Source organism: Carboxylicivirga litoralis (assembly GCF_025499605.1).
GTDB lineage: Bacteria > Bacteroidota > Bacteroidia > Bacteroidales > Marinilabiliaceae > Carboxylicivirga > Carboxylicivirga litoralis.
Genome location: NZ_JAFMVC010000032.1, coordinates 19,350 through 38,854 on the forward strand (window position 1 = coordinate 19,350; position 19,505 = coordinate 38,854).

General features: G+C 37.6%; 19 protein-coding genes. 16 read left to right on the forward strand and 3 right to left on the reverse strand.

Annotated elements, in window-relative coordinates; all coding sequences use genetic code 11:
• The first annotated feature begins 198 nt into the window (after window positions 1–198).
• The 3 genes from J1N10_RS18575 (at window position 199) to J1N10_RS18585 (ending at window position 4,721) form a co-directional block, all read left to right on the forward strand.
• A complete protein-coding gene (locus J1N10_RS18575) occupies window positions 199–1,464 on the forward strand; it encodes a hypothetical protein (RefSeq protein ID WP_262328237.1) in 1,266 nt (421 codons plus the stop codon).
• A gap of 72 nt (window positions 1,465–1,536) precedes the next feature.
• On the forward strand, window positions 1,537–3,840 hold the full coding sequence (locus J1N10_RS18580) for a TonB-dependent receptor (RefSeq protein WP_262328238.1): 2,304 nt from the start codon (window positions 1,537–1,539) through the stop codon (window positions 3,838–3,840).
• A gap of 2 nt (window positions 3,841–3,842) precedes the next feature.
• Window positions 3,843–4,721 carry a DUF4249 domain-containing protein gene (locus J1N10_RS18585; protein ID WP_262328239.1) on the forward strand — a complete coding sequence of 293 codons (879 nt, stop codon included), beginning with the start codon at window positions 3,843–3,845 and terminating at the stop codon, window positions 4,719–4,721.
• Window positions 4,722–4,806: 85 nt separating this feature from the next.
• Here J1N10_RS18585 and J1N10_RS18590 read toward each other — a convergent pair whose 3' ends face one another.
• Window positions 4,807–5,259 (reverse strand): DUF4293 domain-containing protein, encoded by a 453-nt coding sequence (locus J1N10_RS18590; RefSeq protein WP_262328240.1) that lies wholly within the window; start codon window positions 5,257–5,259, stop codon window positions 4,807–4,809.
• A gap of 223 nt (window positions 5,260–5,482) precedes the next feature.
• On the opposite strand from J1N10_RS18590, the gene J1N10_RS18595 reads away from it, so the two are divergent.
• The 3 genes from J1N10_RS18595 to J1N10_RS18605 all read left to right on the forward strand — a co-directional run bounded on the left by J1N10_RS18595 (window position 5,483) and on the right by J1N10_RS18605 (window position 8,862).
• Entirely contained in the window at window positions 5,483–6,358 is an 876-nt protein-coding gene (locus tag J1N10_RS18595; protein ID WP_262328241.1) for a nucleoside phosphorylase, read from the forward strand.
• A 7-nt stretch (window positions 6,359–6,365) separates the two neighbouring features.
• Entirely contained in the window at window positions 6,366–7,256 is an 891-nt protein-coding gene (locus J1N10_RS18600; protein ID WP_262328242.1) for a transglutaminase-like domain-containing protein, read from the forward strand.
• 151 nt (window positions 7,257–7,407) lie between these two features.
• Window positions 7,408–8,862 (forward strand): aminoacyl-histidine dipeptidase, encoded by a 1,455-nt coding sequence (locus J1N10_RS18605; protein WP_262328243.1) that lies wholly within the window; start codon window positions 7,408–7,410, stop codon window positions 8,860–8,862.
• 259 nt (window positions 8,863–9,121) lie between these two features.
• Here the strand turns inward: J1N10_RS18605 and feoB are convergent, their stop codons facing one another.
• Window positions 9,122–11,617, reverse strand: a complete 2,496-nt coding sequence (gene feoB / locus J1N10_RS18610; protein WP_262328244.1) for a ferrous iron transport protein B — start codon at window positions 11,615–11,617, stop codon at window positions 9,122–9,124.
• A 157-nt stretch (window positions 11,618–11,774) separates the two neighbouring features.
• On the opposite strand from feoB, the gene J1N10_RS18615 reads away from it, so the two are divergent.
• Window positions 11,775–12,497 carry a hypothetical protein gene (locus tag J1N10_RS18615; RefSeq protein ID WP_262328245.1) on the forward strand — a complete coding sequence of 241 codons (723 nt, stop codon included), beginning with the start codon at window positions 11,775–11,777 and terminating at the stop codon, window positions 12,495–12,497.
• A gap of 25 nt (window positions 12,498–12,522) precedes the next feature.
• A complete protein-coding gene (locus tag J1N10_RS18620; RefSeq protein ID WP_262328246.1) occupies window positions 12,523–12,822 on the forward strand; it encodes a thiamine-binding protein in 300 nt (99 codons plus the stop codon).
• A gap of 45 nt (window positions 12,823–12,867) precedes the next feature.
• On the opposite strand, the gene J1N10_RS18625 is transcribed toward J1N10_RS18620, so the two are convergent.
• Window positions 12,868–13,215, reverse strand: coding sequence for a PUR family DNA/RNA-binding protein (locus J1N10_RS18625; RefSeq protein WP_262328247.1), 348 nt, complete (start codon window positions 13,213–13,215; stop codon window positions 12,868–12,870).
• A gap of 431 nt (window positions 13,216–13,646) precedes the next feature.
• Here J1N10_RS18625 and nusB point away from each other — a divergent pair, with 431 nt between their 5' ends.
• From nusB to J1N10_RS18665, 8 genes are all read left to right on the forward strand, one after another.
• On the forward strand, window positions 13,647–14,552 hold the full coding sequence (gene nusB / locus J1N10_RS18630) for a transcription antitermination factor NusB (RefSeq protein ID WP_262328248.1): 906 nt from the start codon (window positions 13,647–13,649) through the stop codon (window positions 14,550–14,552).
• Between the two features lie 2 nt (window positions 14,553–14,554).
• A complete protein-coding gene (locus J1N10_RS18635; protein WP_262328249.1) occupies window positions 14,555–14,947 on the forward strand; it encodes a DUF1573 domain-containing protein in 393 nt (130 codons plus the stop codon).
• A gap of 17 nt (window positions 14,948–14,964) precedes the next feature.
• A complete protein-coding gene (gene yajC, locus J1N10_RS18640) occupies window positions 14,965–15,282 on the forward strand; it encodes a preprotein translocase subunit YajC (RefSeq protein ID WP_262328250.1) in 318 nt (105 codons plus the stop codon).
• 71 nt (window positions 15,283–15,353) lie between these two features.
• Window positions 15,354–16,370, forward strand: coding sequence for a YbbR-like domain-containing protein (locus J1N10_RS18645; RefSeq protein ID WP_262328251.1), 1,017 nt, complete (start codon window positions 15,354–15,356; stop codon window positions 16,368–16,370).
• On the forward strand, window positions 16,367–16,954 hold the full coding sequence (gene coaE / locus J1N10_RS18650; RefSeq protein WP_262328252.1) for a dephospho-CoA kinase: 588 nt from the start codon (window positions 16,367–16,369) through the stop codon (window positions 16,952–16,954). The genes J1N10_RS18645 and coaE overlap by 4 nt, the downstream gene beginning before the upstream one ends.
• Window positions 16,942–17,670: a TerB family tellurite resistance protein gene (locus tag J1N10_RS18655; protein ID WP_262328253.1), complete on the forward strand. Its 729-nt coding sequence runs from the start codon at window positions 16,942–16,944 to the stop codon at window positions 17,668–17,670. The genes coaE and J1N10_RS18655 overlap by 13 nt, the downstream gene beginning before the upstream one ends.
• 79 nt (window positions 17,671–17,749) lie before the next feature.
• Window positions 17,750–18,172 carry a DUF5606 family protein gene (locus tag J1N10_RS18660; protein WP_262328254.1) on the forward strand — a complete coding sequence of 141 codons (423 nt, stop codon included), beginning with the start codon at window positions 17,750–17,752 and terminating at the stop codon, window positions 18,170–18,172.
• A gap of 116 nt (window positions 18,173–18,288) precedes the next feature.
• Window positions 18,289–19,017, forward strand: a complete 729-nt coding sequence (locus J1N10_RS18665; protein ID WP_262328255.1) for a hypothetical protein — start codon at window positions 18,289–18,291, stop codon at window positions 19,015–19,017.
• The last annotated feature ends 488 nt before the right edge of the window (window positions 19,018–19,505 follow it).

A 19,505-nucleotide genomic window follows, 5' to 3' on the forward strand; every position in this document is an offset into this window, starting at 1 on the left:
AGTAGCTATACTCAAAGGGTTAGCTTTAAAATGGGTGTGCAATGATTTTTTTAAGGTAACTCTTGATATAATCTATCGTAAGAGAAATGGCACGAACAGAATAGTGTTATAAGGAAAATTATTAACCTAAAAAGACACGGGGACAGCTCAATGCAAAGGATGATTGAGTGTGTTTAGTGGCAAATGAAACAATTTAACATGAAAAAGATGAAATGGTTGTCAGCAATGCTTATTGCTGGCGTTTTTGCTTTTACAGCATGTAGTGATGATGAAGGCAACGGAGAAAATTTTAGCGACTTGCCGGTTGAAGAGCAAAAAGCTCAAATGGAGAGTGAAGGAATTGCAATGGTTCAGAAAATGGACGAAGCTAAAAGCCTTCAAACATATGATGTATTGGATAGTTTCTTTGCATTAATGGACGAAGCTAATGCCGAGCCTGTTAAAGCGCTTGAATTTTCTTTAAATGAGGTAATGTCGCTTCAGCAAACTAAATCAATTGTTAGTTTAAAAGGAGCTTTGGTTGACAAAATGAGAGCTTCTGATGAGTTTTATGCAGAGACAGGTGTTTATGAGTGGGATGCAGCAGTTGGTGATTGGGCAGTTGTAGAGCAATCTGATTCAGAGGTTACTTATCGTTTTCCTGTAGAAGAACAAACAGCAGAAATCAGTGTTTATGGTTTTGCAGTAAAAGACGCTACTCATCAGGATGATCCTGAAATGGTGATTGAATTACCATTGTCGTTAAATGCGCATGTAAAGCTTGGTGAAGTGGTGATTACAAGTTTTTCGCTAACAGCTGAGTGGAATGATGATGATACACCAAAAAACATCACTGAAATCATTACGCTTGAGAACTTCTCTTTTACAAGTGAATTAACTAATACAACTAGCAAAGTTGGCGCCAGCGCTGCCTTTAAGTACAAAGAGGAGATGATTTATGGCAATGGTTTCACTCTTGAAGGCGATTTCTCATATGATGAAATTTTCAATACTATTCCTGGTGATGAAACAGGTATGGATGATGCATTGGCTCAGGAAGTACTTGAAAAAGCAAATGTTTGGTTCCAGTTAGGCAATATTAAAATTGAAGGTATACTTGATTTTAAGGGCTTTATGGAAGCGTTAGCTGATAAAGTGGAAACTGTTAATATGGAAGATGAAGATGCTTTCAATGACATGATGGTTGAGCTTATCAATGAATATGCTATTCTTTATGTGCGTTTTGCTGATTCGAATGAAATTATCGCTAAAGGAGAATTCTATCTTGAAGAAGTAGATGATTTGTATGGTGGAAGCTATGTTGAACCAGCTTTCTTAATGGTATTTGGCGATGGTTCAAAAATGACTGTTGACCAGTTTGTAGAAGAAGGTTTTGGTGACTTACTTGATGAGGTTGAGAGCTTTATTAATGCTTTAGAAGAAGCATACGGTGAGGAGGAAGAAGTGGTTGTAACACCAGCTTAATTCTAACTTATAAAAATATGTAGTAATTGGAGATCTATTATGGTCTCCAATTCTTTTATATAATTGTCACTTTTGAAGTACATATTTTTCAATATTATTTGTTTTGTCTGCATTGTCGCTCATGCGCAAGAATCGAAGTGGTGCATCAGTGGACAGGTGGTTGCCAGCGATAATAGTGAAGGCATCCCTTCTGTTCATGTTACTACCTTAGATGGTAAAAAAGGAACTGTAACAGATGCTGATGGCGCATTTGAATTATGTGGTTTGGCGGGAGAAAGTGTTACAATTAAAATTGGGCATACGGCCTTTGAGAATCAGCAATTAACCGTTGAAAGAGATGATAATAAGCCATTAACCATTCGTTTGAATTTTAAGGTGTATCAGGCTTCGGAGGTGCAGATCAATGCCTCGCAGAAAAATATCGTTAAAAACTATATTCCGGGTAAACTAACCTTAAAAAAAGAAGATGTACTGGCTATTCCTGCCTTTTTAGGAAGTCCTGATGTGTTGCGTGGTTTGCAATTATTACCAGGTATGCAGTCGGTGAGTGAAGGTAATGGTGGCATTTATGTGCGTGGAGGTTCGCCCGGTCAAAACTTTGTACTGTTTGATAATATCGAGCTTATGAATCCAACCCATCTAATGGGTATCTATTCAGTTTTTAATCCTTTGCTTACCAACAAAGTGGATTTTTATAAAGGTAATGCACCAATTCATCTGTCATCGCGCTTGGCATCATCCATTATTGTTGATACCTATAGTCAGAAACCAGATAGCAGTAATTGGTCGGGTAATCTTGGAAATATTGTTAGCAACCTTACTTACAACGGGCAATCGAAGAACAAGCGTTGGTACTTCAATACAGGCATCAGGCGCAGTTATCTCGATGTATTGGGCTATATGGCAAGTCCATTCCTGGAGGATGAAAACAATTACTTTAAGCAGAATAATTATACTTTTTACGATTGGAATGGAAAGCTGCACTTTAAGTCGGGAAACGATAAGTTGGTATTAAGTTGGTACCTTGGCTATGATGACTTTAAAATGACCAGCAAACAACACGAAATTGAATCCAACTCCGAATGGGGTAATAAGGGCATCAGCTTTTTATGGAATAAGTTATTGTCTTCTAATCTAAGTATGGAAAACACCATCTCTTATTCCTCCTATTTTTCAGATTTCGGGGCTAATATACCTGATGGTTCAATGCGCTTTGCAACTGATTACGAGCAATATCAGTTTAAAAACCGTTTTAGTTATCAGTTAAATAAGCATTATTTGCGTTGGGGATTAGAGCTCACTCGATACGATATAGTGCCCCAGGATTTAAAGATTAGTTACCTCGAAAATAGCGAAGCAAGCCTTGATGATTATCAAAGTACAGCTTTAAGGCTTTTTGCAAGTAATCATTTTCAGATTAGTCCGCTGTGGTCGGTTTATGCCGGGGCTGCGCTAAATTATTACCGGTTGGAAGAAGCATCGGGACAAAACATAAAATCGGACGCGCCGCAGATTTTACCCAATGTGATAACCTCATTAAATTACAATCCTACAAAACTGTCGTCGTACAAGTTGTCGTACGCCTTTAATACACAGAATATTCATTTAGCATCTATTGCATCCATTCCTTTGCCATCCGATATTTGGATGCCGGCAACAAATGCATTACCGCTCGAAAAAGGTCATCAGGTGACTTTGGGGTTCTTTCGAGAATATCCCGAATATCAGTTGCAGTGGGGCCTTGAAGGCTATGGTAAATATATGGATAATCAATTATTACTCAAGTTCAATCTCGAACAAAAAGAGTTAGACAGCTTTGATGAAAACTTTTATAAAGGACAAGGCTTGGCTTATGGAACTGAGTTATACATAAACAAGCAAGGGAAGAACTTCAATTTGACGATTGGCTATACCTTGGGTTGGGCAAAGCAACAGTTCGATGATATCAATGACGGGAAGTGGCACGATGCGAAGTATGACCGTCGACATGATTTAAACCTACAGGCAACTTATGTGCTTAATAAGCGAATTGATTTTGGAACTGTGTTTATCTATGCCAGCGGTAATAAAGCTACTTTACCAACTGGGCGCTATTGGCTGATGGGCACAATTGCCAACGATTATGCAGGAGTTAATAATTATCGGATGCCGGCATATCACCGCATGGATGTTTCGATGAATTACCATTTAACATCTAAGCTTTTTGCCGAATCGATAATTAATTTCTCCATAATTAATATTTACGGCAGGAGCAATCCCTATTACATATACTACCAGGTTGAAGAAGGCCAGAAAGATTATGAGTTAAGTATTAAAGCCAAGCAGGTTTCGTTGTTTCCAATTATGCCATCCATTAGCTGGCGTTTTAAATTTTAAGTATGCGAGTATTTTTAGTTATATCCATAATATTGTTGATGGCCTGTTCTAAAGATGTTGTCATAGAGCAAGTCGATTATGAGCGCAAAATTGTTGTGGATGGTTGGATAGAAAATGAAGGACGTGCTAATGTGTTATTGACGATGAGTTCACCCTTTTTAACTGACTATGATTCGGCTTCCATTCGTAATACGTTTCTAAACTACGCCAAGGTGTCAATCACTAATGGAAAAGGGGAGGCAGAGGTGCTTACTTTAACGCATCAGGAAGAGTTTTTTCCACCTTTCGTGTATAAAAGCATCAACATGAAGGGGGAAGTAGGTGAAAGTTACCAAATTGAAGTGCTCTATCAGAACCGAAGGGTGACGGCAATGACGACAATCCCTTCATTACCAGAAGTTGAGTGGGTTGAGGTAGAAGCGGTCTCAGATACTTCCATGGTCATAGAGTCAAGTGTGAAGGATGTAATTGAAAGTAAAAACTACTACTATTCGCAGATAAAAACCTTACACTTTGATACACGTTTTCACCCAACAGATAATCCATTGATGATTGACAAATTATTTAACGGAGAATCGCATACATTTCAGTTGAAAAGAAGCAATCAGCCCGATCCATTAAGCATTTATAATATCAATTCGGAACGTAACTTGTTATCCGATGAGTTTGCTATAACCGATACGGTTCAGGTAAAAATCTCCCAAATAGACGAGGAGTCTTATCGTGTGCTTAATGGTATTTATATTGACCACCTAAGTCATGGAAATCCATTTTCATTGGTTGATCAGAAAACACACACTAATGTTCAAGGTGGCATTGGCAGGTGGACTGGTCTGGCTACCCGAAATTACCTGGTTACCTACAAAAAAGCCCCTCAGTAGTAACTGAAAGGCTTTAGTTTAGTATTTTAACTGATGTGGACTTATTAACGAATAGTTTTATCCTTCGGCTTCCGTCCTCTGTCTTTTATCTAATTCTATCCATCGATTTTAACAAAGCAATATCTTTACCAATGGCTCTTAATGCTAAAAAAGTAAGGATTAATGCAATAATCGGAAAAGCCGTTGTAATGCTGTAATTAACCACAGCCGTTTCATCTGCTAAATGCGATCCCAAATAGTAAATCATACCAGTTGAACCTAATAGTAAAGCTAAATTAATACCACAAAGGCGAATCTGAAGCGTTCGTTTCTTAAACATGAAAATGCTAATAAAAGAAACCAGCGTTGCTACTGTTAATAAAATGCTTAAAGCTAAAGTTGGCGTTACTGTTTCGCGTTCTGCGTTAGTTAATCCGCGGTAAATAAACTGAAATACTTCTTGTGTATCCGTTTCAATTTGTGCTAAAGGAATAAAAAACAAACTTGCCATTAGCAAACCGCTCAATAATAAATATAAAGTCTGAATTCGTTGTATCATCGTTAATTTGTTTATGCTTTGTGAGCTGCGAATTTACATATTTATCTGCAAAAAACATCAAGATGTAATGGGCTTGAGAGGAAGAGTTGGTTTGGAAAATCATTTATTTCATACTCTTTTAAAAGCAGGAATGGAATATTTATCAACACTTGTGTAAAAATGAGGCTTTATCATGTATTTAAACTCAAAAAATTCATTAATTTGAGTTCTAAATAAATTTCACATGCGAAAAATTGAAGCATCAGAGCTAATTATAAATCCGGATGGAAGTATTTTTCACCTACACCTTAAGCCGGAAGATGTGGCTCAAAACATTATCCTGGTTGGAGATCCTGGAAGAGTAGAAATTATTAGTTCTCTCTTCGATTCAATTGAATTGAAAAAGGCTAATAGAGAGTTTGTTTCCTGCACTGGTACATATAATGGTAAGCGCCTAACGGTGGTTGCTACAGGCATTGGAACTGATAATATCGATATTGTAGTCAACGAATTGGACGCTTTGGTTAATATCGATTTTGAAACACGAAGTGTAAAACAGCAGCATACGCAACTTAATTTTGTTCGAATTGGTACGTCAGGAGCCTTGCAAAAGGATTTACCAGTAGATTCTTGGTTATTAAGCGAAAAAGCCATTGGTTTTGATGGTCTGATTAATTTTTATGCCCGTCGTAATGAAGTTGTTGATTTGAAATTCGAAAAGGCATTTAAAGAATCACTTAACTGGAATCCATTATTAACAGCACCATATGTGGTTGATGCGGCACCTGAATTATTAGATAAATTAGTTGGTGATAACGTGGTGAAAGGTGTTACCATTTCGGCACCGGGTTTTTATGGACCTCAGGGGCGTGAGTTGCGATTAGATATTGCTGATAAGCAGATTAATGAGAAAATTACTGCATTCAGGCACGATGGTTATCGCGTGACCAACTATGAAATGGAGTGTTCTGCTATTTATGGTCTCTCGGCTTTGTTAGGGCATAAAGCGGCAACTGTTTGTGTGATTATCGCAAATCGATTAGCTGGTACAGCCAGCAAAGATTATAAACCGGTCATGAAAAACTTAATCGAGCATGTTTTGAATGGGTTAACTAAATAGCTTGACTATGGATAGGGAGAAGATAAAGGCGCTGATTACTTTACTGGATGATCCTAATGATGAAATTTTTGCTTCGGTAGAAGGTGCATTGTTAAAGGAGCAGGTTGAGATTGTGCCCGAACTGGAAAAGGCATGGGAATCGTCGTATGATGATTTGTTTCAGTCACGTGTTGAAAATATCATTCACTCTATCCAACTCAACGATGTTCATTCGGAAATGAAAAAATGGTTGCAAACGCCTCATAATGATGTGCTGTACGGCGCCTATTTGGTTTGTAAATACCAGTTTCCGGATGTCAGTTTAATTCATTTAAAAGAGCAATTGTCGGAGCTTCGAAAAGATATTTGGCTGGAGATGAATGAACACCTTACATCGCTTGAAAAAATAAGGATTGTGAACCATGTGATGTTCGATGTCCATAAATTTTCGCGCAATACCAGTAAATATTTGGCTCCGGAGAATAATTACATCAGCGAAGTGCTCGAAACACACAAGGGCAACCCTCTATCTGTTTCGGTTATTTATTCAATATTGTGCAGAGAGCTGGGTATGCCGGTTTATGGAGTTAATTTGCCAAAGAATTATATTTTGGCTTTTATCGATGAATCTGCAGTGGCTGATAATGAGCAAATTCATGATCAGACTGCTGTGTTGTTTTATATTAATCCGATAAACAAAGGTGCTGTTCTTGGCCGAAAGGAAATAGAATACTTTATCAAGCAACAAAAATTACAGCCAAAGGAAGAGTATTTTTTGCCGTGCGATAATATTACAACCATCAAACGTATGCTGAGTAATTTGAGTTTTGGGTACGATAGTAAAGGTGAGGAAAGTAAAAAGGACGAGATTCAAAAGATTTTAGCGTTATTTGATGAAATAGATGAAAATCCAATTTGAAAAGATTTATTAAAGAACGATTTCTCAAAGCTTTCGAATGAGCTAAAATGGGAGTTTGCTGAAGTTATTGAGAATTTAATCGAGAGAATCTAACGAAGAAAAACAGCTTTTATATATTAGCAAAAACAATTCTAACTGATATAAGGTAATAATGGATAAATTATCAGGATTACAACCTCAAGAGGTATGGAAGCATTTTGAAGCTATCTGTCAGGTGCCTCGTCCCTCAAAAAAGGAGGAGAAAATAATTGAGTTTCTTTTAAAATTTGCTGAGGATAATAATCTGGAGGCACACAAAGACCATATTGGAAATGTATTAATTAAAAAGCCGGCTACTCCGGGTCGCGAAAATGTAAAATCGGTGGTTTTACAATCGCACATCGATATGGTTTGTGAAAAAAATAGCGATAAAAAGTTCGATTTCGATAACGATCCGATTACGCCAGTGGTTGATGGTGACTGGGTTAAAGCCGATGGTACAACCTTGGGTGCGGACGATGGTATTGGCATGGCGGCACAAATGGCCTTGTTGGTGGCCGATAATATTGAGCATGGACCTATCGAATGTTTATTTACCGTTGATGAAGAAACTGGTTTAACAGGTGCTTTTGAATTGAATGAAGGCTTTTTTGAGTCGAAAATATTGCTAAACCTGGATTCGGAAGATGATGGCGAGCTGTTTATCGGATGTGCCGGGGGTGTTGATACCTTAGCTAAATTCCCTTACAAAAAAGAAACAGTTGATAAAGGTTTTGCTTTCAAAGTAACAGTTTCGGGCTTAAAAGGAGGGCATTCGGGTGATGATATCCACAAAGGATTGGGTAATGCCAATAAAATAGTCAACCGTTTTCTGTGGGAAGCAAGTCAGAAGTACGATTTGCGTCTGGCGTCCTTTGATGGGGGTAACTTGCGGAATGCCATTGCTCGCGAAGCTAGTGCTATTGCAGTTGTTCCGGGTAACAATAAAGAACAGGTGCGAGTAGCATATAATATGCTGTTTCATGATGTTCAAATGGAGCTAAAAGCAACCGAACCTGAATTACGCATGAAATTGGAGTCGGTTGATTTACCTGAGTTTGTAATGGATGAAGAGGGTCAGAGTAAATTGCTAAATGGTTTATACGCATGCCCACATGGAGTCATTGAAATGAGCCGTGATATCGAAGGTTTAGTTGAAACATCAACGAACCTGGCTTCTGTTAAGATGAAAGATGATCATGTGTTTGTTACAACAAGTCAGCGAAGTTCAGTTGAAAGTGCCAAAGAAGATATTGCCAATATGTTGAAATCAGTATTCACTTTAGCTGGTGCCGAGGTTAAGCATTCTGATGGTTATCCGGGCTGGGCTCCAAATACTGATTCTGAAATATTGAAAATAACCCGTGATTCTTATCAGGAGCTATTTGACACTAAACCTGTTGTTCGGGCAATTCATGCCGGGTTGGAGTGTGGCTTGTTTTTAGAGAAGTATCCAGGGATGGATATGATATCATTTGGTCCGACTATTCGTGGAGCACATTCGCCTGATGAGCGAATTGAGATTGAAACCGTTCAGAAATTCTGGAAGCATCTGATTGATGTGCTAGATAGAATACCAGAAGCATAGCGATAGCATTTAGAAAATAAAAAAGCCGGATAAGTTAGTTTATCCGGCTTTTATTTTAAGAAGAAATTAGTTTAACAGTGTTGGGTATTTTCCTTTTTTAATAGCACTAAACAACTCTGATTTAGCCTCACAAGCACAACTGCCGCTACTACAAACGCTTTTTCCGGGTGCCGGTTTAGCTAATCTGTAAAAGAAAACAATGACTTGATATAAGGCCCATGCCACAGCAGAGTAGGTTAAAATATCTTGTATCATATCATTAAAACAAAAATTGACCAACCTGGTTCACTGTAAACGCAACCATCCATGCTAAACTGGTTGTGTAGCCAATGGTAAACAAGGCCCACTTCCACGAACCGGATTCTTTTCGTATGGCCGCTATAACAGCTACACAAGGAAAATAAATCAGTATGAATAACATAAATCCAAGGGCTGTTATTTTATTATAAACAGGTTTCCCATCAGTATATTTCTCACCGCGTATCTGACTGATTAGTTTAGACGATTCTTCACTATCATCGTCAGAGTGATAGATGACAGCCATTGTACTGACCACGATTTCTTTGGCGGCTATACCGGTAATAAGGCTAACACCCATTTTCCAATCAAAGCCCAAAGGTTGAATGACCGGCTCAATAGATTTGCCCAATCGACCAATATATGTATTGCTTTGGTGTTCACTTTTTTTAAGCAGTTTAATTGAGTCCGTTTTAAAGCTTAGCTGGTCTTGGTAAGTTTCAGCTAACTCATCAGAGCTATTGGTAATTAGTGCAGAATATTGTGAGTTAACCTGTTCTATTTTAGCGTCAAAATCTTCCGAATATTCCACTTGTTGTGGGAAATAGCTTAAAAACCAAATGATAATAGAAGCTACTAAAATGATTCCACCCATTTTTTTCAGATACTCAGCACCTTTGTGCCACATGTGGCGAATGGTATTTTTTAGTGTTGGAATTCGATAGGGAGGAAGCTCCATCACAAATGGTACTTCATCGTGCTTGAAAATCAAACGCTTGAATAGCCTGGCAATTAAAACGGCCATCATAATGCCGATGCCATAAATAGCGAAAAGCATGGTTCCGGCATTTTCCGGGTAAATGGCACCAATAATAAGGATGTATACAGGTAGTCGGGCACTGCACGACATAAACGGATTAATCAACATAGTGAGCAAGCGATTATTCCTGTTTTCGATGGTGCGCGTAGCCATAACAGCTGGTACGTTACACCCAAAACCCATTACCAACGGTATAAACGATTTGCCATGAAGTCCCATTTTGTGCATCAGCTTATCCATAATAAAGGCTGCACGAGCCATATAGCCTGTGTCTTCCATAAAAGAGATAAAGAAGAACAGAATCAGAATGTTTGGAAGAAATACGATGACACCTCCGACACCGCCTATAACGCCATCTACCAAAAGGTGTTTAAAAGAGCCGTCGGGCATCACAGCACTGACAAAGTCAGACAGGTATCCAACACCGGCATCAATCCAGTTCATGGGATATTCACCAAGCTTAAAGGTGGCTTGAAACATCAGCCACATAAAAAAGATGAAAATAGGAAAACCAAACAGTCGATGGGTAATGATGGAGTCGATACTATCTGTTCGTCTTCTGCGTGTTCTTGGATTTTCTTTATAAGTTTCTTTTAATGCTCCAGCCAAAAAACCATACCGCGAATCGGTGAATATTGATTCTGAATCCTCGTTTGATTGCCTTTCTATCTTTGATGTTAGGTGATCTGTTTCTTCAATAAGTTCTCCATATAGCTCGGGTTTAGCTCGCATGTAATCAAAGAGTTGTTTGTCTTTTTCCAAAGCTTTAATAGCCAGGTAGCGCGGAGAAATACGATTGGCAATATCGCCAATATTGGAGAATAGATCATCAAGTCTTTCAATGGCTTTTTCTAGAAGCTCACCATAATTAACATGGATATGCCTCACAATCGGATCGCGATCTTCATATACTTCAATTAGCTTATCAAAGAGGTCGGTAACACCTTTGCCTTTTGAGCTAACGGTAGGAACAAATGGAATACCAAGCATTCCCCCAAGTTGTTCATAATCCAAATCGTCACCACGACTTTGCATCTCATCAAACATATTAAGAGCAACCACCACTTTGATATCTAAATCAATTAATTGAGTTGTCAGGTAGAGGTTTCTTTCCAGATTTGAACTATCCAATACATTAACAACAATATCAGGTGTTTCATTAGTAATGTGCTCTCTAACAAATGTTTCTTCAGGTGAATAGGCAGAGATGCTGTAAGTGCCAGGTAAATCGATGATATTAAAGTTATAGCCTTTGTGAAAAAAAGTGGCTGCTTTAGCATCAACGGTTACGCCGCTGTAATTACCAACATGCTCTTTGGCACCACTTGCGTAGTTAAACAATGTTGTTTTTCCGCAGTTGGGGTTGCCAACCAAAGCAATATTAATTGAGCGGTGTTTTTTATTGGCTGTTTGCTTTAGTATATCGTCCGAAAAAGTTCCTTGAAAAGTAGAGCCTACAATATTTTTGGCTTCATCAACAGTAACAACCTCTATCAGCTTGGCTTCGCTTCGTCGTAGCGATACTTTATAGTCTAGTATTTGATATTCAATGGGATCTTTTAAAGGTGCATTTTTTACAACAGTAACTTTTTTCCCCTTAATAAAGCCCATTTCAGTAATACGCTTACGAAAAGCACCGTGTCCTTTTACTTTAACGATGACCCCTTCGCTACCATTGTTTAATTCAGATAGATTCATTAAAACTTAATTGTATAGTCCCATTTGTAATAACATGCAAAAGTACTTTTGTAAAGTGGCTATTGCAATAGCTAAATGTAGTGATTTTGCCCTTGGTATAAAATAATTTTAGTGAGGCTTCATAACTTTTTATTTTTGTTTGCGTTAATGAAATTGTATGAAAGAAAAAAAAGGTGACAAGGAAATAGATCAACTGCTTAGGAGCTATTCTGATAATATTTCAGTTTTGGAAGAGGCTATTGATGTTAGTCTTCAGGCTAAATATTTTAAAGAGAGTAAGCAACAGAAAGCGACCATTGATAAAACACTAATATTAGAACAAAAGGACAAGCTGTTTGATCCGAACGTATCAATTGAAGATAAAAAAGTGTTATTGTGTCAACTTGCTTCGCTTAATGAGGTAGAAGCCTTTCACACCATTGAAAAATACAAGGAACAAGCAGATGTAGCATTGGGGCAATGGGCTATTCTAGCCTACCAGGAAAGTAAAATGTTAATGCAGAGTGTTTTTCTGGATCATAAACCCATATTTATTTCTACAGGTTTGGGAGGTAAGGGGAAACTGTTGCGATATTTTGTCGTTATTTTCACTCGTAATAAAGCAGTTTTCTCACCATTTCAGGAAGAGTTGGTTGAAAGTGAAGTGAGGTTTGCTTTTAAGGGAGAAGGAGCAGAGTTGGAGGAGATGGGGTTTAGGGGCTGCTATGTCGCATTTACTGGCTTGGTATCTTTAAATACCGGATTAAAAAAATTACTTTCGGGCATTATTAAGCAATGCAATGAGCTGGGTGATTTTTTGGATACATCTATTTTAGTGACGAATGTTAAGAAATTATCAGCTGGAGAAATTGAATATATGCTTGATAAGAAAACCGCTTAAAAAGTAATTCGTTAAGTCAATGAAATTGGAGAATAGAGTTGTAAATGTGGCCATTCAGGTGTTGCCGATGGCTGATAGTGTGGATATGTATGGGATGGTGGATAGTGCTATCGCCATAATTCAAAACTCGGGTTTAAAGTATAGAGTAACACCCTTTGAAACGGTTGTAGAAGGAGAGTATTCTGTGGTCATGGATTTAGTTCAGAGAGTGCAGGAAGCCTGTTTTCTAGGTGGAGCAGATAAATTACTCTGTAATTTGAAAATACAATCCCATCGTACCGATAAAGTATTGATCGAGGATAAAATTGGAAAATATGAACCATGAAAAAAGGCTGCCACGGCAGCCTTTTTCTTTATAGTATCACAAAACTTATTCATGTAAATCTTCAAATTCTACATTCGTATATTCGGCAGCTGCAGCTTGCTCTTCTATCATTTCTGGCGTCTGGTTTTGCTGAATAAATCCTACAGTCTCCTGCAGTCCATTAATGAACTTCTCAAAGTCCTCTTTATATAGAAAGATTTTATGTTTCTCAAAATGGTATTTGCCATCCTGATCGTAACGCTTCTTACTTTCTGTAATCGTTAAATAATAATCATTTTTTCTAGTGGCTTTAACATCAAAGAAGTAAGTTCTTTTTCCTGCTCTTATTGCCTTTGAAAAGATTTCATCTCTGTCGTTCTTTTCAAATCCATCATTTTTTTCAAATCCTTCCATCGTTTTCTTTATTGTTTTGGAAACAGCTTGTGTGCTTCAAAAATGATAATTATTTCCATATTTACCAATCTTTTTTTTACAATTTTTGATGTTTTTTATAGAAAGAAACATTACATATCTGTGCTAACTCTTTAATATTAATGCTAAAATTAAGTAGTACAGGTGCTTAATATAATTGACATTGCTTTAATTGTAATTAAGTATTTTTAATAACTACTAATTATGCGTTAGATGAGCCTTGTTTTAGCTATTAATTAGGGGAATGTTTGTTGGAAATCAAAGCAATCGAAGAGCTTGTTAATTTTATAATATAACTCTTTTCAAAAGGGCTTGATGCAATTAAAAAAAAAGCTACTTTTGCATTAGTAAATAGTAAAAAAAGTTCTTTAAGGATGTTAAGTAGAAGATTGTTAAGAGTTAAAGTTGTGCAAATGGCATATGCACATTACCAGAAGGGTGAAGTGTCAATACAACAAACTGAAAATGAGTTGTTTCATAGCATAGCTAAATCTCATGAGATGTATCATGCGTTCTTGCTGTTGTTGCTTGAACTAAAGAATTTTGCAGAGAACCGAATTGAGCTTCGTAAACAAAAGAAACGTCCTTCTGAAGAAGATCTAAATCCCAATATGCGTTTCGTTGAAAATGGCTTTTTAATGCAATTGGCCGGAAATGAAGCGTTGATGGCATACAATGCTAAAAGCGGGAGTCCCTGGACCGATCAACCAGAAACTATTAAAGCTTTGTTCAATTTAGTTGCCGAATCAGAAATGTATACCGAATACATGACAACTGAGGCTGGTGATTATGAGGCCGACAAGCGCTTTGTTGCAAAGTTGCTTGAAAAAGTAATTGCACCATTTGAGAATTTATATAGCTATTTTGAAGAGCAAAGTGTTTATTGGAATGACGAAATTGAGTTTGTAATCTCGATGGTAGTAAAAACCATTAAAGGATTTGCAGAAGAAAATGGTGAAAAAGAGGCCTTGCTGCCCGAGTTTAAAGATGATGAAGATCGTGATTTTGTAGAGCGCCTTTGTCGAAAAGCGTTGGTTAATCAGAAAGATTACATGGATTTAATTAAGAAGTTTACCAAAAACTGGGACTTCGACCGTGTTGCTTATCTTGATGTAGTGTTGATGCAGGTAGCTATTGCTGAGATTGTCGAGTTTAAGAACATTCCAATTAATGTGTCATTAAACGAATACATCGAAATAGCTAAATATTATTCGACCAATAAGAGTGGTGTATTTATTAATGGTGTGTTAGATAAGATTTCAGAACACCTTATAGCTGAAAAAATAATCAACAAACCAGGTAAGGTCAATAAAGTATAGAAATGAATGTTCGTCTCTTAGGTTTATTGGTTTTAGTTCTGGTTGCTGCTTCTTGCGGAAATAAGCAGAAGGCAAGCTCAAAGGGCAAGGGACAACTAAAGTTTACTGAGCTTTCATATAATTTTGGTGAATTGGAACATGGAGATGTTGTTGGTCATCGCTTTAAAGTGATAAACCAGGGACAATATCCGGTCGTCATTCAAAAAGTGAAAAAAGGATGCGGTTGTACGGATGTTGTTTTTCCTAAAAAACCAATTGAAGCTAAAGATTCTGCCTATATCGAAGTGGTCTTTGATACCAATGGTTGGCACGGACGTCAGGTAAAACAAGTGGTGGTTCATGCCAATGATTCAACCAGTAAACACGAGCTGTTAATTTGGGCAAATATTAAATAAAAGATAACAATATAATTATGAACGTATTATTAAACATGCTTCCTCAGGCAGCTGAAGGAGGAAATCCATTAATGTCATTTGCACCATTTGTGCTAATTATTATCGTGTTTTATTTCTTTATGATTCGTCCGCAGATGAAGCGCCAGAAAGAATTGCGCAAATATCGTGAGGCTTTGAAAAAAGGTGATAAAGTGATTACAACAGGTGGAATCTATGGTAAAGTAGCTGAAGTAAAAGAGCAGTTTGTGACTGTTGAAATTGCTGATGGTGTTAAAGTGAAAATGGATAAGTCAGCTATCGTAATGGATATGACTGATGTTGCACAGAACAAATAGTAGAGTGTAGTTTTTGTGTCGGGTTTCTGCTAAAGATTAGTTACTTTTGTTGGTAATCTGACAAGTAAATTATGAATAAAGTAAAGAAACTACTAGATAAATACTTACAACGCATTATTGGAAAAACCAGGGAGGTACGCGAAGATGGAAACGCGCTTATCTTCTTGGTTTTTCTATTTTTGGCAGCCTGTTTTTGGGTGCTTAATGCCTTGCAAAAAGACGATTATACAACGGAAGTTAATTTTCCGGTAAGGTTTACAAATGTTGGTGCCAACGAAATTGTTAAAGGAAGCTTAAATCGTGACTTGATAGTGAAAGTGCGGGGAGGAGGCTTTACGGTTTTGCGCCATATTAGTCAACAATTTTCGGCTGAAGCCATCGATATCTCCACTTTGCGAAGAGTAAATATCGACGGGGTAGATGGTGCTTACATTAATTCGAATGAATATTATAAGTTAATAGAAGGGAAGCTGGCTGTTGGGCTTGAGCTAATTAGTATCTCTCCCGACACCTTGTTCATTCCACTCATCGAAAAAAAGTCAAAGAAAGTTCCCGTCAAGGTTCAGGCCGAAGTTACTTTTGAACAGCAGTGTCAGATGTCGGGTGTCATTACAGTGGATCCTGATTCAATTCTTATTTCTGGTGCCGAAGACAGGCTAAATACGATTGATTTTATCTCTACCAAAGCCCTGGCGTTTGAGAAACTCTCGGATACGATTGTTCGAAATGTATTGCTTGAGAAAGATGATAACATCGAATTTGATACAAAACGAGTTGTGGTGACTATTCCGGTTGAGCCTTTTACTGAGGCTAATTTATTGGTGCCAATAGATGCGCTTAACTTACCAGATAGCATTGAACTAAAGTCATTTCCTCCCGAAGTTAATATTTCCTATCATATTGGATTGAGTCGCCCTCTTTATTCACAAGGCGATTTTAAGGCAAGTATTGATTTTACTAATATTGATTTAGAGAATTTACCACGACGATTGAAAGTGAAAATCAACGAGTTTCCCGAGGAGATTCATAACATGGCTTATCAGCCTGTTTTTGTCGAGTATTTGTTAGAGCGAAAGGTTGAGCAATGATTAAGGTTGGTTTAACCGGAGGTATTGGAAGTGGAAAGTCAACAGTTGTTAAGCTAATTCGCTTTTTAGGTTATCCGGTGTATGTGGCAGATATTGAAGCTAAAAATATTATTCACTCCGATGAAACAGTAAGGCAGGGTATTATTGAGCTTTTGGGTGAAAAGGCATACAATAGCGATGGTTATAATGTAAAGTATGTGGCTCAAAAAGTATTTAGTAACAAATCGTTATTGGAGGGACTAAATGCGATTGTACATCCAGCTGTCCACAGCCATTTTAATGCTTGGTGTGAGTTAAACAAGGATAAGAAGATTGTTTTTCAGGAAGCCGCTATTTTGTTTGAAAATGGCAGTTACACTAAGTTTGATAAAACTATTTTGGTGACAGCCTCTAAACAAGAGCGAGTAGCCAGAGTAATGAGGCGTGATGATTTATCTGAAGCAGAGGTGAATGCGCGTATGAGCAAACAATGGGAAGACACTGAAAAACTCCCTTTGGCAGATTATAATGTGAAGTGCGATGGGGAACATTTGGTTATACCCCAGGTGTTAGAAATAATTAAACAGATACAATGGGATTGTTAGGATCGTTTATTGGTGCACAGCTTGGCTGGTGGACATTGGGACCAATTGGTGCCATATTAGGATTAGTTTTTGGGCATATTACTGAAGAACAGGCTTCTTTTATAAAAGGCAAAAAACAATCAGCCCAACAGCAGTCACGTAGTGGTTTTCTGGCTACTTTGTTGGTTTTGGTGGCAGCCGTAATGAAGGCCGATGGACGGGTTGTAAAGTCTGAATTAGACTATGTGAAGAGAAGCCTGGTGGCCACTTTCGGAGAAGAGGAGGCTGGTAAAGCTTTGTTGATGTTGCGCGATATTTTAAATCAGAATATCCCTGTTAATGATGTTTTGCATCAGGCCAGGGTAAATATTAATTACTCATCTAAGGTGCAATTGCTTCACCTTTTATTTGGTATTGCTTTGGCCGATGGTACTATAACTGCTGATGAGCAGCGCTTTTTAAGACATATTGCTTCAGGTTTGGGACTCTCCAGTCAGGATTTTGAATCTGTCAGCGCCATGTTTATTAAAAGTACATCTTCTGCCTATAAAACATTGGAGGTTGAGAATAGTGCAACCGATGAAGAAGTGAAAAAAGCATATAAAAAGATGGCCATTCGTTTTCATCCAGACAAAGTAGCGCATTTAGGTGAGGACATTCGAAAAGATGCAGAAGCCAGATTTAAAAAGATAAATGATGCTTATATGCAAATTAAAAAAGAGAGGGGTTTAAAGTAATTTATATTGACTCTTGAAAAAATCTTTTGCTGATAGCGTCTTTAGTTATATTTTTGCACAAAATCTAAAATAGAATACAATGTTAAAAGGATTATTAGCAATATCGGGTCAGAGAGGATTGTTTAAGCTAGTGTCGCAAGCCAAGAATTCAATTATTGTTGAGTCGCTAATTGATGGTAAAAGAATGCCTGCTTATGCTACTTCACGTATTAGTGCCTTGGAAGATATATCAATATATACAGAAGATGAGGATGTTAAGCTGTTTGATGTATTTAAGGCGATTTATGAAAAGGAAAACGGAGGTGTCTCTATTTCTCCAAAAAGCTCTGGTAATGAGTTAAAATCATATTTTGAAGAGGTGTTGCCTTTGTATGATAAAGACAGGGTATATGTATCAGATATTAAAAAGGTATTGACCTGGTACAATTTATTGATTGAAAATGAGCTTTTCGATCCTAATGCAACTGAAGAGGAGGAAGAGCCAGAAGCTACTGAAGAATAAGTAGGTCTTACATTAATATATCGAAAGGTGCTCAGTTGAGCACCTTTTTTTGTTTTAACCAGTAACATTTCACTATATTAGTTCGTCACAATAATTTAATAACAAAACCTTATCGTATGAGAATTCTTTTATGTTTGTCTTTATTGCTGGCTGTTTTTACACAAACTCGAGCCCAAAGAAGTGTTTATACAGTTACCAGTGGTGAAATGATATTTGGCTGGGCTGATGTTGAACAAGAGGTACCAATAGGAAGTGGTTCTTTTGAAGATGTTTCCAGTAATCTTCGTTTTAGTGTGTTTTTTCATGTGGGCCAATATGTTCACCTCGATATAGGTAATTCAGTTGGTCTGTTTTCAGGATTAGCTCTTCGAAATATTGGTTTTATCACCGAAGATGATGCCTTGGATTTGGGTGTAGAAAAAGAAAAGCACCGTTCCTATACACTAGGAATACCCTTGGCATTAAAGCTGGGCTCATTTCGCGATCACTTCTATATTTTTGGAGGAGGAGAGTATGAACTTCTATTTCACTACAAGTATAAGTATTGGATGGATGGTGATAAACACAAAACCTCTGAATGGTTCAGTGATCGTACGAAGCGCTTTTTGCCATCAGTGTTTGCTGGGGTTCAGTTTCCTGGAGGGTTAAATGTTAAGTTTAGATATTATCTGGATGACTTTTTAAATTCCGACTTTCACAAGGGTGATAATCCATTAAATGATTATTCGAGGTATGGAAAAACACAGATGTTCCATATTTCAGTGTGTTGGCAATTCGATACGCGAGATATTGAGAAAATATGGGGTGGAGAAGGCTCAAGCCGTGCCTATGATACCAGAATCTAGAGTAGTAGATGTGCATAGTATTTTCAAGGCTCCCATCCGGGAGCCTTTTTCATTCTCATTTTTTCATCTCAGCATTCTCCCCTCCATGTTTCAACCCCACAGTTCCACCACATTTAATACATATTTAAGTCGTATTAAACTCACTCACAATCGAATTTACTATGAGTTTACTTCGAGTTTAGTATGACTTTACCCCAATTCAGGCACGACGCCACCCCTTACCAGCCCATTTTTTACACCACCAAGGCACCACATTCACACAGAAGATCTTTCGTATTCATCGCGTCTTCGCGGTGGAATTACTTCATAACACATTTTAACATCTGTCACAAGCGTCATCAAATCAACCACTAAGCTACAGCGAAGGAAAAAGACCTCAAAAAACTTTGTCTCACGATTTGGTTCTTCCAAAAATACTCCCTTATTTTGCACCCGCTTTTGAGAACAACGGTTCATCTAAAAGGCAAGGGTGGTAAGGGTTTCGGCGC

Excerpts from the sequence above, each read along its gene's own strand:
- J1N10_RS18575 (WP_262328237.1), top strand. The coding sequence starts at position 199 with ATGAAAAAGATGAAATGGTTGTCAGCAATGCTTATTGCTGGCGTTTTT.
- J1N10_RS18585 (WP_262328239.1), top strand. The coding sequence starts at position 3,843 with ATGCGAGTATTTTTAGTTATATCCATAATATTGTTGATGGCCTGTTCT.
- J1N10_RS18590 (WP_262328240.1), bottom strand. The coding sequence starts at position 5,259 with ATGATACAACGAATTCAGACTTTATATTTATTATTGAGCGGTTTGCTA.
- J1N10_RS18595 (WP_262328241.1), top strand. The coding sequence starts at position 5,483 with ATGCGAAAAATTGAAGCATCAGAGCTAATTATAAATCCGGATGGAAGT.
- J1N10_RS18600 (WP_262328242.1), top strand. The coding sequence starts at position 6,366 with ATGGATAGGGAGAAGATAAAGGCGCTGATTACTTTACTGGATGATCCT.
- J1N10_RS18605 (WP_262328243.1), top strand. The coding sequence starts at position 7,408 with ATGGATAAATTATCAGGATTACAACCTCAAGAGGTATGGAAGCATTTT.
- feoB (WP_262328244.1), bottom strand. The coding sequence starts at position 11,617 with ATGAATCTATCTGAATTAAACAATGGTAGCGAAGGGGTCATCGTTAAA.
- J1N10_RS18615 (WP_262328245.1), top strand. The coding sequence starts at position 11,775 with ATGAAAGAAAAAAAAGGTGACAAGGAAATAGATCAACTGCTTAGGAGC.
- J1N10_RS18625 (WP_262328247.1), bottom strand. The coding sequence starts at position 13,215 with ATGGAAGGATTTGAAAAAAATGATGGATTTGAAAAGAACGACAGAGAT.
- nusB (WP_262328248.1), top strand. The coding sequence starts at position 13,647 with ATGGCATATGCACATTACCAGAAGGGTGAAGTGTCAATACAACAAACT.
- J1N10_RS18635 (WP_262328249.1), top strand. The coding sequence starts at position 14,555 with ATGAATGTTCGTCTCTTAGGTTTATTGGTTTTAGTTCTGGTTGCTGCT.
- yajC (WP_262328250.1), top strand. The coding sequence starts at position 14,965 with ATGAACGTATTATTAAACATGCTTCCTCAGGCAGCTGAAGGAGGAAAT.
- J1N10_RS18645 (WP_262328251.1), top strand. The coding sequence starts at position 15,354 with ATGAATAAAGTAAAGAAACTACTAGATAAATACTTACAACGCATTATT.
- coaE (WP_262328252.1), top strand. The coding sequence starts at position 16,367 with ATGATTAAGGTTGGTTTAACCGGAGGTATTGGAAGTGGAAAGTCAACA.
- J1N10_RS18655 (WP_262328253.1), top strand. The coding sequence starts at position 16,942 with ATGGGATTGTTAGGATCGTTTATTGGTGCACAGCTTGGCTGGTGGACA.
- J1N10_RS18660 (WP_262328254.1), top strand. The coding sequence starts at position 17,750 with ATGTTAAAAGGATTATTAGCAATATCGGGTCAGAGAGGATTGTTTAAG.
- J1N10_RS18665 (WP_262328255.1), top strand. The coding sequence starts at position 18,289 with ATGAGAATTCTTTTATGTTTGTCTTTATTGCTGGCTGTTTTTACACAA.